Annotated in this window: 15 protein-coding genes; 7 read left to right on the forward strand and 8 right to left on the reverse strand. The window is 73.0% G+C overall.

Going from position 1 to position 13247, the window contains the following annotated elements; genetic code table 11:
* The coding region (locus KME80_RS10795) for a serine/threonine-protein kinase (protein WP_219503627.1) at positions 1 to 1207 on the forward strand (1207 nt) is incomplete at its 5' end.
* 50 nt (positions 1208 to 1257) lie between these two features.
* Positions 1258 to 1539 (forward strand): hypothetical protein, encoded by a 282-nt coding sequence (locus KME80_RS10800; protein WP_219503630.1) that lies wholly within the window; start codon positions 1258 to 1260, stop codon positions 1537 to 1539.
* A 27-nt stretch (positions 1540 to 1566) separates the two neighbouring features.
* Here the strand turns inward: KME80_RS10800 and KME80_RS10805 are convergent, their stop codons facing one another.
* The 3 genes from KME80_RS10805 to KME80_RS10815 form a co-directional block, all read right to left on the reverse strand.
* Positions 1567 to 2976 carry an MFS transporter gene (locus KME80_RS10805; RefSeq protein ID WP_219503633.1) on the reverse strand — a complete coding sequence of 470 codons (1410 nt, stop codon included), beginning with the start codon at positions 2974 to 2976 and terminating at the stop codon, positions 1567 to 1569.
* 11 nt (positions 2977 to 2987) lie between these two features.
* Complete coding sequence (locus KME80_RS10810; RefSeq protein WP_219503636.1) at positions 2988 to 4130, reverse strand: serine hydrolase domain-containing protein; 1143 nt, start codon at positions 4128 to 4130, stop codon at positions 2988 to 2990.
* Positions 4131 to 4306: 176 nt separating this feature from the next.
* The gene (locus tag KME80_RS10815) at positions 4307 to 4525 is read right to left on the reverse strand and encodes a hypothetical protein (protein WP_219503639.1); all 219 of its coding nucleotides are present in this window, start codon (positions 4523 to 4525) and stop codon (positions 4307 to 4309) included.
* Between the two features lie 7 nt (positions 4526 to 4532).
* On the opposite strand from KME80_RS10815, the gene KME80_RS51770 reads away from it, so the two are divergent.
* The 3 genes from KME80_RS51770 to KME80_RS10830 all read left to right on the forward strand — a co-directional run bounded on the left by KME80_RS51770 (position 4533) and on the right by KME80_RS10830 (position 7320).
* Positions 4533 to 5792 carry a 5'-nucleotidase C-terminal domain-containing protein gene (locus tag KME80_RS51770; RefSeq protein WP_219503642.1) on the forward strand — a complete coding sequence of 420 codons (1260 nt, stop codon included), beginning with the start codon at positions 4533 to 4535 and terminating at the stop codon, positions 5790 to 5792.
* A 39-nt stretch (positions 5793 to 5831) separates the two neighbouring features.
* Complete coding sequence (locus KME80_RS10825) at positions 5832 to 6404, forward strand: DUF6461 domain-containing protein (protein ID WP_219503644.1); 573 nt, start codon at positions 5832 to 5834, stop codon at positions 6402 to 6404.
* A gap of 127 nt (positions 6405 to 6531) precedes the next feature.
* Positions 6532 to 7320: a hypothetical protein gene (locus KME80_RS10830; protein WP_219503648.1), complete on the forward strand. Its 789-nt coding sequence runs from the start codon at positions 6532 to 6534 to the stop codon at positions 7318 to 7320.
* A gap of 91 nt (positions 7321 to 7411) precedes the next feature.
* Here the strand turns inward: KME80_RS10830 and KME80_RS10835 are convergent, their stop codons facing one another.
* The 3 genes from KME80_RS10835 to KME80_RS10845 all read right to left on the reverse strand — a co-directional run bounded on the left by KME80_RS10835 (position 7412) and on the right by KME80_RS10845 (position 9311).
* Positions 7412 to 7708, reverse strand: a complete 297-nt coding sequence (locus tag KME80_RS10835) for a hypothetical protein (protein ID WP_219503653.1) — start codon at positions 7706 to 7708, stop codon at positions 7412 to 7414.
* A gap of 106 nt (positions 7709 to 7814) precedes the next feature.
* Positions 7815 to 8600, reverse strand: a complete 786-nt coding sequence (locus KME80_RS10840) for an LLM class flavin-dependent oxidoreductase (protein ID WP_219503657.1) — start codon at positions 8598 to 8600, stop codon at positions 7815 to 7817.
* Positions 8601 to 8708: 108 nt separating this feature from the next.
* Entirely contained in the window at positions 8709 to 9311 is a 603-nt protein-coding gene (locus tag KME80_RS10845; protein ID WP_219503660.1) for an NADPH-dependent FMN reductase, read from the reverse strand.
* A 109-nt stretch (positions 9312 to 9420) separates the two neighbouring features.
* Between KME80_RS10845 and KME80_RS10850 the strand changes: the two genes are divergently transcribed.
* On the forward strand, positions 9421 to 10038 hold the full coding sequence (locus KME80_RS10850) for a TetR/AcrR family transcriptional regulator (RefSeq protein ID WP_219503662.1): 618 nt from the start codon (positions 9421 to 9423) through the stop codon (positions 10036 to 10038).
* A gap of 10 nt (positions 10039 to 10048) precedes the next feature.
* Here KME80_RS10850 and KME80_RS10855 read toward each other — a convergent pair whose 3' ends face one another.
* On the reverse strand, positions 10049 to 10588 hold the full coding sequence (locus tag KME80_RS10855) for a DUF892 family protein (protein ID WP_219503665.1): 540 nt from the start codon (positions 10586 to 10588) through the stop codon (positions 10049 to 10051).
* An 89-nt stretch (positions 10589 to 10677) separates the two neighbouring features.
* Positions 10678 to 12396 (reverse strand): SpoIIE family protein phosphatase, encoded by a 1719-nt coding sequence (locus KME80_RS10860; RefSeq protein ID WP_219503668.1) that lies wholly within the window; start codon positions 12394 to 12396, stop codon positions 10678 to 10680.
* A gap of 107 nt (positions 12397 to 12503) precedes the next feature.
* Between KME80_RS10860 and KME80_RS10865 the strand changes: the two genes are divergently transcribed.
* The gene (locus KME80_RS10865; protein WP_308125702.1) at positions 12504 to 13247 is read left to right on the forward strand and encodes a DUF4184 family protein; all 744 of its coding nucleotides are present in this window, start codon (positions 12504 to 12506) and stop codon (positions 13245 to 13247) included.

Below are 13247 nucleotides of genomic sequence, written 5' to 3' on the forward strand. Positions count from 1 at the left end.
CCCCGGCCGGGGGGCCGCCGTCGCGTGGATGACCAGCCGCGACGTCACCCGCCGCTGGGCCGACGCCCTCGACGTCGCCGGCGTGTGCCGGGTTGCGGCCTGCCGCCCCGCGCCGTGGCGGAGCGAGGTCGCGGTCCGGCTGGCCCAGCGGATCCGCCGCCCCGCCGACCGCATCGCGCCGCTGGCCGTGGCGCTGCTGCGCGACTCCGGTGCCGCGCCGCCCGGCCACGACCCGCTGGTGGCCGCCTGGCTGACCGCGCCGGGCGTGACCGGCGACCCACTGACCCCCGCGCTGCTGCCCCGCATCTTCACCGCCGAGGGCGCGGGCCGTGCCCTGCGGGAGGAACGGCTGGAGCCCCGGCCGACCCGCTGGCTGGCCGCCGCCGCCCGCGAACTGCCCCGGGACCAGGCGCTCGACGGTTGCGTGAGCCGCTTCCTGCGCGGCGGCGATGCGCAGGACCTGCGGTTCTTCGTCCGGCTGCACACGCTTCTCGACCCCACGCCCGCCGAGACCGCGCCCCGCCTGCGCGACTACCTGCGCTTGCTGCCGTCGGCCCCGGGCACGGTTGCCGAGCTGGCCGTGGTTCAGGTGCGGCGGGCGATGCCGCTCGACCGCGCCGACCTGGCGGAGGCGGTCGACGCGCTCACGTTCCGGGCCGAGTCCAAGCTCGCCACCACCGGCCTGCGCTGGCTCGACCAGGCGCTCCTGGCCGAGCCCGAGTCCGCCGCCGGGTTCGTCATCGCGCTGACCACGGCCTACGCGCACGCCTCGTTCGACGTGCGCAACCGCGCGGCCGAGCTGACGCTGAAGCACGCCGGCCTGTTCGCCGCCCATGCCGAGACGATCCTCGACGCCGTCCGCCACCTGCCCGCCGACGTGCCCGCCGATCTGGCCGTGAGGGTGGCCGAGCGGTTCGGCGGGGAGATCCCGGCCGAGGAGCCGCAGACGCGCAAGGAGTTCCCGCCGCTGCCCGAGCCGCCGGAGGCGCGGCCGTTCCCCGAGCCGTCGATCTTTCCCGGTCGGCACGAGGGGTGGATCGACGAGGAGCGCTGGCTGGCGGCCTTCGTCGCGGGCGCCGCCGCGGACCGGGCGAAACTGCGCCGTGAGCTCCAGCCCTATGTCGTGAGGCACCAGGGCCACGCCCGGACTGTGACGAATCCACGCGCACTGGTGACGGATGCCCCTGGGCGCGCCGCTCCCGGCTGACTACCGTTCCTGGCGGAACAGGAATGGCGGACAGGGAAAGGAGCACCACCATGCGATCAGCCAGCCTGGCGGCCGCCCTGGGCGCGGCGGCCCTCGCCGTGGCGCTGGGGGCCGTCCCCGGCCACGCGGCGGCCGCTGACGCCGTCTGCTTCTCGGGGGGCCGCACGCCGACCGGCGCCGGATACTACGAAGTGTCGGGATACGGGTGCGACGGCCACAGCGGCACGAGCGTCACGATCCGCTTCGGTGAGGCGGCCGGGACGTACGACTGCGGGTGGACGTTCCTGTGGAACAGCCAGCTCGGCGCCGACAACTGCACCCTGACGTCCTGACGTCCCGGCGCCTTCCGGCACGGCGCTTCAGTCCGGCGCGGTACGGGGCCGGAGGAGGAGAGCGGCGGTGAGGATGGCGGCCAGGTAGAAGCCGCCCGCGCCGAGCATCCCGGCCGTGTAGCCGCTGGTCAGCGCGTCGTGCAGGGGAGTGCCCGCCGGCCGGCTCGCGGTCGCGGCGACGGCGACGCCGGCCAGGACGGCCAGGCCGAGGGCGCCGCCGATCTGCTGGCTGGTGTTGACCAGGCCGGAGGCGATGCCCGAATGGCTCGCGGTGACGCCGTGGACGCCGCCGATGGTGGCGGCGACGAAGCCGATGCCCAGGCCGATCCCGGCGACGAGCTGGGCGGGCAGGAGCACCAGGAGCGGGTTCTGGCCAGGGGTCAGCAGGCTGAACCAGCCCATCGCCACGGCGGCCACCGCCATCCCGATGATCAGGACCGTCCGCGTGGACGCACGGGCCTGCAACCGGGGCCCGGCGACGCCGGAGCCGAGACCGATGCCGATCGCGAACGGCAGGTAAGCCAGCCCGGTGATCATGGGCGAGTACTGGTTGATCGCCTGCATGTAGAGGGTGAGGAAGTAGAACGTGGCCAGCTGCCCGGCGCCCATGAGCAGCATGACCAGGTTGGCGCCGAGCCTGCCCCGGTCGGCGAGCACGCCCGGGGGCAGCATCGGGGCGCGGGCCTTGCGCTGGATGAGCACGAACGCGGCCAGCAGCGCGGCGGTGGCCGCGGCGAAGGCGAGGGTGAGCCCGTCGCCGACGCCGTGGGAGCCGGCCCGGTTGATCGCGTACACCAGGGAGCCGAGGGCGAGCGTCACGGTGGCCGCGCCGGGCAGGTCGAGGCCGCCGCGCTCGCGGGTGCCCGGCATCAGGGCGAACGTGCCGGCCAGGACCAGCAGCGCGATGGGCACGTTGACGAACATGATCCAGCGCCAGCCCAGATACTCCGTCAGTGCGCCGCCGAGCAGCAGGCCGGCGACGGAGCCCAGGCCGCCCATCGCGCCGTAGACGCCGAGCGCCTTGTTGCGCTCCGGCCCGGCGGGGAAGGTGTCGGTGAGCAGGGACAGCGCCGCCGGGGCGACGATCGCGGCGCCGACGCCCTGCAGCACCCGGGCGGCGATCAGCACGGCGGCGTTGCCGGCCAGGCCGCCCAGCAGGGAGGCGGCCAGGAACACGACCAGTCCGGCGCGGAACAGCCTGCGCCGCCCGAACAGGTCACCGGCGCGCCCGCCGGCCAGCAGCAGGCCGCCGAAGGCCAGGGCGTAGGAGGTGAGCACCCAGTCGAGGTCCGTCTCGGCGATGCCGAGCCCGGCCCCGATGACGGGCAGGCCCACGGTCACGATGGTGCCGTCCATCACCATCAGCAGTTGCGCGGCGGCGATGACCAGCAGGGCCAGGCCGCGCGTCTCGGTCCGGGGGGCGGTTCGCGTAGTCATTTCTCGGGACCTCAGGCGGTGACGGCGCGGTGAAGCGCGGCGGCGAGCAGATCATGTTCGGGGTAGGACCAGCCGAAGCCGAAGCGGCGGCGCGTGTAGCCGAAGGCGATGCCGTTCATCGGGTCGGCGAAGGACTCCGAGCCCGCCGAGCCGTCGTGGCCGAACGCGTTCGCGCTGAGGAACCCGTACCGCAGGCCCTTGGCCTGGAAGCCGACCGCGTAGTTGCCCTGGTCGCCGCGGACCAGGTCGGCGCCGACGGAGTGGAGCTGGGCGAACGCGCCGATCGTGTCCGGCTTGAGCAGCGGCGGCCGGCCGTTCAGCCCCCACATCGCCGCCGCGTACAGCCCGGCCAGGCCGCGGGCGCTGCCCACCCCGCCGGCCGACGCCTGGCCGTTCGCGCGCACCGCGCGGGTGTTGACGAAGGCGGCCTGGTCCAGCGGCGGCGTGCTGTTGAGCCCGTACCCGATGCCGAGGATGCTGTGCGGCCCCGGCACGTTCGACCAGAACGCGGCCTCCTGCTCGGGCGTGGCGGTCCACCACTCGATCGGCCGGAACCGGCTCTCCTGCTCCTCGGGCAGCCCCAGGTAGAGGTCCAGCCCGTACGGGGCCCGCACGCGCTCCTCGTAGACCTGCTGCAACGACCGGCCGGTCGCCCGCCGGATCACCTCGTTCACCAGCGCGAACGTGACGAACCCGCCGTAGCCGTAGGCCGAGCCCGGCCGCCAGTACGGGCGCTGCCCGGCCAGGCGTTGCGCGATCACCGCGTCGTCGGCCAGCTCGGCCGCCGACAGCCCGCCGTCCACGCCGATCACGCCGGAACGGTGCGTCAGCACGTCCCGCAGCGTGATCCCGCCCTTCCCGGCGGCGGCGAACTCCGGCCACCGCGCGGCCACCGGCTCGTCCAGGTCCAGGACCCCCTCCTGCACCAGCAGCGCCGCCACCAGCGACGCGGCTCCCTTGGTGGAGGAGTAGACCGCGGTCAGCGCGTCGCCACCCGCCTCGTCGTCCCCGGCCCACAGATCCACCACCTGCCGGCCGTGCGCGTAAGCGGCGAGCTGCGCGGGGATGTCATGCTCGGCCACGACCCGGGCGAACGTCTCCCGCACCTGCTCGAAGCCGTCCGCGACCGTTCCGTGAACGTCCGTGTTGCTCATGCCAGAACCTTTCGTAGGTGTTCAGTCCCCGGCATGACGGACGGCGCGCGGCAAAGGTGACCGAGCCGCCCCGGCTCGCGGCGCGCTATCGCAGGTGATTGGCTCCGAAATTGTTAAACCAAACAAGACTCAATTTCGTCCGAACGCCATTGTTATTTCGTAGTGATAAACCTCTGTCAGGATTCTCCAGTCATGATCAATGAGAGGAATCCTGTGAAACTCTTAACCAGAGCCGGACGCCGGATCGGCGCGGTCGCGGCCGTGGTCACCCTGGCTTCCGGAGTGTTCGCCACCAGTGCGCCGGCCGCGCCGAAATCGATAGTGTTCGGGCCCGTTTCCGCGACGCCGAAAACGCAGACGGGCGCCTGCCCGGTGACCGTGACGATGTCCACCACGGTGAAAGTGAAGGCCCCCGTCGCGCTGAAGTATCAGTGGACCTTCAGCGACGGCGACAGGAGCAAGGTCAGGACGTACCGGGTCGGCGGCAAGGGGATCAAGACCGTCCGGCTGTCCACGTCGCTCAAGGTCAGCGGCGACGCCTCCGGCTGGGGCGCCGTCCGGGTGCTCGGCCCGGCGAGGAAGACCTCCGGGAGGGCGCCGTTCGCCGTCACCTGCACCGGCGGCGACACCTACACCGGCGACGTCTGGCACAGCGTGAAGACCTCCGCCGAGTACGAGACGGCCACGCCGGCGCCGACCCCCACGGCCACCCCCACGCCCACGTCGAGCCCTGCCCCGAGCCCGGCCCCCACCCCGACCGGCACCGAGAGCCCGCTCCCGAACCTGGTGGGCAAGGCCCGCATCGCCTTCGAGCGCACCACCGCGTCCAAGTGCCCCCTGACCTTCAAGCTCCACGGGCGGCTCGAAGGCATTCCCGCGGGCGCGCAGTCGATCCAGTACCGCCTCGTCGGCGCCAAGGAGTGGAAGAAGCTCGACGTCCCGGCCGACCACGGCCCGGTCCACAACGCCGTGCTGGAGACGCTGAGCCTGGACCAGGAGTCGACCACGTACTCGCTGCAGATCGAGTTCAACCAGGCCGACCGGCTCAGGACGAACATCATCTACTACTTCGAGTGCGCCGGGCCGAAGGGCAGCAAGCAGATCGGCGTCGCCGCCGACGACATCAAGCGCGACAGCTGGGGCGGCGGCCCGGTGGCCGAGCTGGTGGCCGACGCCATGCTCGAAGCGGTCCAGCCCGTGTCCGGCGCGCAGATCGCCCTGGTCAGCAAGTACGCGGTCCGCTCGCCCGGCGCCGAGATCAAGAAGGGGCCCGTCACGTACGAGCAGCTGTACGCCACGCAGCCGAACGGCCTCCACGTCGACACCTGGTCCATGAACGGCTCCCAGCTCAAGTGGCTCCTGGGCCACGCGAACAAGGAGCGTGGCGTGCTGACCCCGTCCGCCGGGCTGCGCTACACGCTGGCGAACGGGGAGGTCACGGCGCTCACGCTGAACGGCGCGCCGGTGACCGACACGCAGGTGATCAAGGTCGCCGCCAACTACATCCTGGCCGGCGGCTGGGAGGGCTTCCCGCAGTGGAGGTGGCCCGACAACAGCGTCGCCCACAACGGCCCCGACGACCGGGGCGCGCTGGCGTCGTACTTCGCCGACCACTCACCGGTCCGCGCCCCCAAGGGCGACCGCGTCACCATCCGCGGCTAACCCGCCTCACCGGAGACCGTCAGAGGGACAGGAGAGACCATGGCCGCGGAGCTCATCGCCCTTTACACCGAGATCGCCCAAACCGTCCTGCCCGACGACGTCTGCTGGATCGTGGTCCAGCCCCTGACCGGAACGCTCACCGTGGAGGAGGCGGTCACCAGGCTCGGTGGCCGCCCCGAGGAGCTGCGCCGGATGCCTGCGCTGGACGCGGCCGACGAGGCCCTGTCGCTCGGCCAGGCGGCGGACTGTGTCGCGATCCTCCAGATCGGAGGCTTCGCCGGCCTGCTGCCTGAGCTGATGGAGCCGCTCAGCGCCGGTGCCCGCGTCTGGGTGGCCAGCTGGGACGTCAACGCCGACTTCACGATGCTCCTCTGGGCCGACGGCGAGGTGGTCGGCGGCTGGGACCCGTACGAGTCCAGGGAGGGCTGGACCGCCGGGCTGGGGCCGATGGCCCCGTACGCCGGGCTGTTCCACGCCTACGACCTCGACGACGACGCCCAGGATGCCCGGTACCGCCACGCGGTCTGCCTGGCGGTCATCGAGTCGGAGAGCGGGGTGCGACTGGATCAGGAGTGGATCCGCCAGGAGCGTCCCACTCTGCCCGGCCGCTGAAAGTTTCTCCGGCTGCGGCCTCGTCACCAGGGCCGTTGCCCGGGGCGGTCGTGGGGCGCCCGCTTCGGGGCGCCGGATGGCGTACTTTACTCCCGCTCGCCCCACATCCGCGTCAAAGGGAGTCCTCGTGCGTAGCTGGCCGGCCCGCGCCGTTGTGTCCTTGTCGATGGTGCCGCTGACGGCCGCCCTGGTGGCCTCCTCCGCCTCGGCCCACCCGGACGCGCGGACGTGCGCGAGGGCGGACCTGCTGTTCTGCGAGGACTTCCAGGCCATGCCCGTCGGCGGCGCGAGCAGTCTCCGCTGGGGGATCGACACCAGGCACGGCACGCTCACCGTCGAGCGCGCCGGGCGGCGGGGGCAGAAGGTGCTGCGGGTGCACACCGAGGGCAACGGCCGCGCGTTCCTGAAGGTGGACGACTTCGCCGCGCCGGGCAACAGCTTCTACGGGCGCGTGCGGCTGCGGGTCGCCGCGTTCCCGGCCGCGCCCGACTGGGCGCACTACACGCTGGTCGAGGCGACCGGCGACGGGCCGGAGATCGTCCGCCCGCTCGGCGGCCAGTACGCGCCGCCGCCCCACGGAGGAGCCGCGTACTGGGGCGTCGGCGCGGACGGCGGCCCCACCGGGGACTGGACGAACTGGCGGACCACCGCGCCCTCCGTCGCCGGGAGATGGACGTGCGTCGAGTGGCACCTGGACGCCGGCGACAACCGCGTCTCGCTCTGGTTCGACGGGGTGGCCAAGCCGGAGCTCACCGTGTCCACCCGGGAGCACGGCGGCAACCCGGTGGACTTCGTCTTCCCCCGCTTCGACACGGTCAAGCTGGGCTGGCAGCTCTACCAGGCGGACCCGGGCCCCTCCGGCTACGACGTGTGGCTCGACGACATCGCGCTGAGCAGCCGGAGGGTGGGCTGCTGACCTGACGGCACGGGCGGTGGGCCTACACGGGGGCGAGCTGGCGGGTGATGCTCGGATCGCTGATCGCGGTGTCGTCCGCCAGCGGGAACGCCTAGGACGACAGCGTGTCGGCGATGTCCCACAGGGCGCGCGTGTCCTCGACCGTCCAGGGGATGTCCCCGCCGGCCACCTCGCGCACGACCCGGCGCACCTCTTCCGGGTGCGCGTGGCCGCCCGTGTCGCCCAGGCTGAGGCGCAGCTGCGCCCAGATCCCGTACGCCCTGCGCCCGGCCTCGTCGGCGCCGGGCCGCCCGCCCGCGTCGTAGCGGGCGAACAGGTCACGCGGCATCCTGAGGTGGTGGTCGATCATGTAGTTGTGGGACCGGGGGAAGTCGTCGAGGACGCCCATGTCAGGCGCTCGCGTCTGTGGAGAGGGTCATGGGGGGCTCCGTCGTGGGTCGGCCGTCGTGGGTCGGTCAGCGTGACGAGCCATAGCTATCAACGGGCACCGACATTTACGGCCGGCCCGTCTCGATGATCGCCGCCACCTCGTCCGCGGTGCTGACCGCCGGCGCCTGGACCAGCCACCACGTGGCCCCGGCCCGCCGATACGGGTCAGGATCGGCGCCCGGCGGCGCGCTCACCGCCACCTCGAACCCCTCCAGGCTCTGCCGATGCTCCCGGACGACGCCGAGCATCTCCACCAGCCCGTCCGGACCGGTCTCCGGGCACAACCCGTCGAACCGCGCCGCCCTTCGCAGCGGCCCGCGCCGTACCGACTGGGCGGCCACCCAGATCGGCACCCGCGGCCGAGGCGCCGGCCGGAACGTCAGGCCGTCGACCTTGTAGTGCCTTCCCTCGTACGAGACCGGCTCCCCGGACCAGCACCTGCGGATCACCTCCAGGCCCTCGTCCAGCATCGCGGCCCGTACCCGGGGATCGGTCTCCTCCCCGAGCCTGGACAGCTCGCCCGAACGGTCCGACCCGAGGCCCGCCCCCAGCACGAACCGCCCGCCGCTGAGCTGGTCGAGCGCCACCCCCTGCCGCGCCACGACCTGGGGCCTGCGCCGCGACAGCGGCGTGATCCTGGTCCCGATGATCACCCGGCGGGTCGCCGCCGCGATCGCCGCCAGCCCGATCCACGCGTCGCCCACCTCCAGCCCGGGACGCTCGGGCCGCACCACGTGATCCCAGAGGAACACCCCGTCGAACCCGGCCGCCTCCGCCTGGGCCCCCAGCTCGGCCAGCACCCGCGGATCGGCCAGTTCCCCGAAGGGCGGTAGGTACAGCCCCCAGCGCATCGGACGGCCCGCCTTCCGCGGCGACGGATGATCTCAGCCGGGATCCTAGCCCCGCCCTGCGCCCGCTTCGCGGAGGACGCGCGGCCGGGGAGCCGGTCAGGGAGCAGGTCAGGCCGCCGTGGCCGGTGCGCGCAGGGTCCTGAGCGCTCCGGACCAGGCGATGACCTCGTCCAGCAGCTCCATCAGCGTGGACTCCTGGTGCGGGCCGGGGGTGATCACGCCGGGGTCGGTAGGGGCGGTGGTCTCGAAGTCGGTGAACGCCGACAGCGCCACCTGGGTGCGCACGTTGGCCGCGCCGAGCTCGGTCATGACCTGCCGCAGGTGCTCGACCGCGCGTACGCCGCCGTGGACGCCGTGGCTGACGAAGCCGGCCGCCTTGTCGGCCCATTCGGCGTACAGGAAGTCGATGGCGTTCTTCAGCGCGGCGGGGGCGGAGTGGTTGTACTCCGGGGTGACGAACACGAACCCGTCGAAGGAGGCGACGGTCTCGGCCCAGCGGTGCGTGTGCGCGTGCCGGTAGTCGCCGAACAGGGCGGGCGCCGGCTCGTCCAGCACCGGCAGGTCGTACTCGGCGAGGTCCACGACCTCGAAGGCGGCCTCGCCCGCCGCGACGGCGGGGTGGCGGGCGGCGGCCTCGGCGACCCAGCGGGCGGCGACGGCGGTGCGGCGGTGGGGGCGGGTGCTGCCGACGACGACGGCGATCCTGATCACGTCTGTCTCCTCATGCTCCGGTGCGGCGGCCCGGTGGCCGGACCTCCGGTAAAGTACAACGGGCATGGCAAAAAGTAAAACGTCTATTGCATTTTGGGAAGGGTTCCGGATGAGCCGGGAAGACAAGCGCAGGGCGATCCTGGCCGGTGCGCTGACAGTGTTCGCCCGCGACGGCTACACCCGTGCCGGCATCGACACGATCGCCCGCGCGGCCGGGGTGTCCACGCGCACGATCTACAACCACTTCACCGACAAGGCCGAACTGTTCCAGGCCGTCATCCAGGACAGCGCCGCCCGGGCGGCCGACGCCCAGATCGCCGTCATCGACCGCCACCTGCGCAAGATCACCGACCTGGAGGCCGACCTCGTCGACTTCGGCCGCGAGCTCACCGCGCCCACCGGCGACGGGCAGGCCGGGCACTTCGCCCTGGTCCGGCAGATCAACGCCGAAGCCGGGCACATCCCCCAGGCCGCGATCGACGCCTGGCAGGAAACCGGGCCGCTACGGGTGCGCCGGGCGCTGGCCGCCCACCTGCGGCGCTGGAGCGAGCAGGGGCTCCTGCACGCCGAGGACCCCGACCGGGCAGCCGTCCACCTGCTGCTCCTGATCTCCGTCCACGATCCGTCCTACCGGGGCGCCGAGCCCACCGACGCCGAGATCACCCGGACCGTCACCGCCGGCGTCCGCGCCTTCCTGTACGGCCACCTGCGCGCCCGCCCCGAATGAGCGGGCGCGGCTAGACCCCGAGCAGGTCCGTGAGGTCGTCGGCGTGCTCCTCCTCCTCTTCCAGGATCGACTCCATGAGCCGGCGGGTGGTCGGGTCGCCGTCGCCGAGCCAGCGGATGATCTCCTGGTAGGTGGAGATGACGATGCGTTCGGCCCAGAGATTGGCCTGCAGCAGGGCCCGCAGGTCGGTGTCCTCAGGGACCTGGTAGTCGGTGTGCGAGCGCTGGACCAGCTTGGCCGGGTCGAGATCGGGCTCGCCGCCGAGCTGGCTCACGCGCTCGGCCGCGCGCAGGGCGTGGTTGAGCTCCTCCTTGGCGTGCTCGGTGAACTCCTCCGCCACCTGCGCGCGGTCGATGCCCTTGGCGGAGATGGCATGCCTGGTGTAGCGGAGCCAGCACACCACCTCGGTGGCGATCACGTCGTTGAGGACCTCGACGACCTTGCTCGGGTCATGGCCGAACGTCTGCGTGATCGGCCCCTCGTCCATCTTCTGGCGTACCTGGTCACGAATTCTGGTGACATCCAGTACGAAGTCATCCGTCTGCGTCATGTGCTTCCCCGTTTCCCCCGGTGCCTTCTCGGTTCGAAGGTAACTTCGCCGGGGCCTCCACCTGGGTTGCGACACGTGCCGGCCGGGATTCAGCCCGGCGTGCGCAGGGCCAGCATGGCGACGTCGTCCTCGTTGTTGGCGGGGCGCACGGCGGCCAGGAGCAGGTCGCACAGGCCGGGCAGCGGGTGGTGGGAGAGGGAGACGGCGTGCTGCCGCAGGCGGTCCATGCCCTCGTCGAGGCTGTGGCCGGGCGACTCGATCAGGCCGTCGGTGTAGAACAGCAGGGTGGCGCGGGGCGGCAGGTCGAGGACGGCGTCCTGGCGCTCGGTGCCGATGCCGGTGCCGAGCAGCAGGCCGCCCGCCTCCTCCAGATAGCGGGAGCGGCCGTCGGACTCGATCAGCAGGGGCGGCGGGTGCCCCGCGCTGGACCAGCGCAGGCGCCAGCCGCCGTCCAGGGGCTCGACCCGGGCGAAGACGACGGTGGCCATCGTGGTCTCGGCGATGCGACTCACCGCCTGGTCGAGCCGGTTCAGGATCTTGCTGGGACTCTCCTCCAGGTCGGCGGCGTAGGCGCGCAGCATGTTGCAGACCTGCGCCATGCCCGCCGCGGCGTCCAGGTCGTGGCCGACCACGTCGCCGATCACCAGGCCGATCGCCCCGTCGGGCAGGGCGAACGCGTCGTACCAGTCGCCGCCCACGTCGGAGGCGTGCGGGGCGGGCAGGTAGCAGGCGTCCAGCTCCAGGCCGGGCACCCGGGGGAGCTGCGGCAGCAGGTGGCGCTGCATGGTCTCGGCGACGCGGCGCTGCCGCTCGTACAGGCGGGCGTTGTCCAGAGCGATGCCGGCGCGGCGCGCGATGTCCTCCAGCAGGACCAGGTCGGCGCCGGTGAACGGGGCGGGCCGCTCGGAGCGGCCCAGGGTCATGGCGCCGACGACCTCACGTACGGTGCGCATCGGGGCGATGCACGCCGAGTGCATGCCCGTGGCCTGGAAGAGCTTCCGCTGCATGACCGCGACGTCGGAGTCGGGCTCCCCCTGGTAGGTGCTCGGACCGATGAGCGCGGCCGTTACCCCGCGCAGCGCCCGCGACAGCGGCATGGACGACTCCTGCGGCACCGGCGGCATCGGGACTTCGAGGTTCCTGCGGTGCCGCAGCACGCCGTTCTCGTGGTGGACGACGGCGGCGCGGGTCACGCCGCCCTCCTCGGTGAGCAGGTCGATCACCACCCAGTCGGCCAGCAGCGGCACCACCAGGCGGATCAGCTGGCGCAGCGTCTCGTCGGCGTCCAGCGTGGAGGTGAGCCTCGTGGTGGTCTCGGCCAGCAGGGCCAGGCGGTCCAGCTCCGACATGGCCGGGGACGGGTGCGCGGGCTCGGTGGACGGGGACGCGGTGACCTCGTGGAAGAGCACCAGCGCGCCCCGCTGTTCGGTGCCGGTCCGGCAGGCGGTCACCACCCAGGAGATCGGCATCAGCGAGCCGTCCCCGCGTTCGAACCACTCCTCCTCGCCCTGCGCGGTGCGGCCCGCGACGAACGGCTCCCGCATCACGCACACGCTCGGGGGCAGCGTCTCGCCGCTCCTCCCTCGGTGCAGCAGGTCGTGGGCGTCACGGCCGAGCAGCTCCTCGGCGGGGCGGCGCAGCAGGTTCGCGGCCCGCCGGTTGACCTCGACGATCCGGCCCTGGGCGTCGACCACGAGCGCGCCCGCGTCGGACAGATCGCCCAGGTGGCGGCGGCGCGCGCCGTCCACCGTCACGGACGGCCCGCCGTCTCCGGCGGCCGCGTGACCGGCACTCCTGCCCTCGTTCATGCACCGGCCACTACCCAGAAGAGCCGGGGGTTGACAAACACGTTGTGCGCAAGCCGGGGGAGCGCCGCCGTGGTTGGCGGGCGGGGGGCGTGTGTCGATAATGGCGGGTGCCCTTCACGTTGAGCCATATGGTGGCGATCCTGCCGGTGCGGCGGTGGTTACCCGCGTCGGCGCTGGCGATCGGGGCGGTGGTGCCTGATGCGCCCTACTACCTGCCTCTGCCCTTCTCGTCGGCGAACACGCATACGTGGTGGGGGGCGCTGCTGCTGGGCGTGCCGGTGGGGGTGGCGCTGCTCCTGCTGTTCCACCTGGGGCTGCGCAAGCCGCTGACCGCGCTGGCGCCCGCCGCGCTGCGGGCCCGGCTGCCCGGCGTGGTGCGGCCGGCGCCGGTGGCCGTGGTGGCCGCGTTGCTCGCCGGGATGGCCACGCACCTGGTCTGGGACGCGTTCACGCAGGCCGGCGGCTACGCCGTGGCGCACTGGCAGGCGTTGCGGCAGCCGGTCGCGGGCGCGCACCGGGTGTTCAACGTGCTGATGTACGTCAGCTCGGCGGGCGGCCTGCTCGTCCTGGGCGGCTGGCTCCTGCGGTGGTACCGGCGGGCGCCGGTCGCCCAGGACGAGCACGCCGACCGGGGGCCGCGGGTCACGGGCCGGGCGCGCGGCGCGGTGCTGGCCGCGGCCGTTCTCGCCACGGCCGTCGGCGCCGTGGCCGGCGCGACGTCGGAGCGTGCCGCGGTGAGCGACTACGACCTGGTACGGAGCACGATCCTGGGCGGCGCCGACGGCGTGGCGCTGGCCCTCGCCTGTTACGTGCTCGCCTGGCACGGCTGGACCGCGTTCAGCCGCCGGTGA

It is taken from the genome of Nonomuraea ceibae, from assembly GCF_019396325.1.
In the GTDB taxonomy this organism is placed as follows: Bacteria; Actinomycetota; Actinomycetes; order Streptosporangiales; family Streptosporangiaceae; genus Nonomuraea; species Nonomuraea ceibae.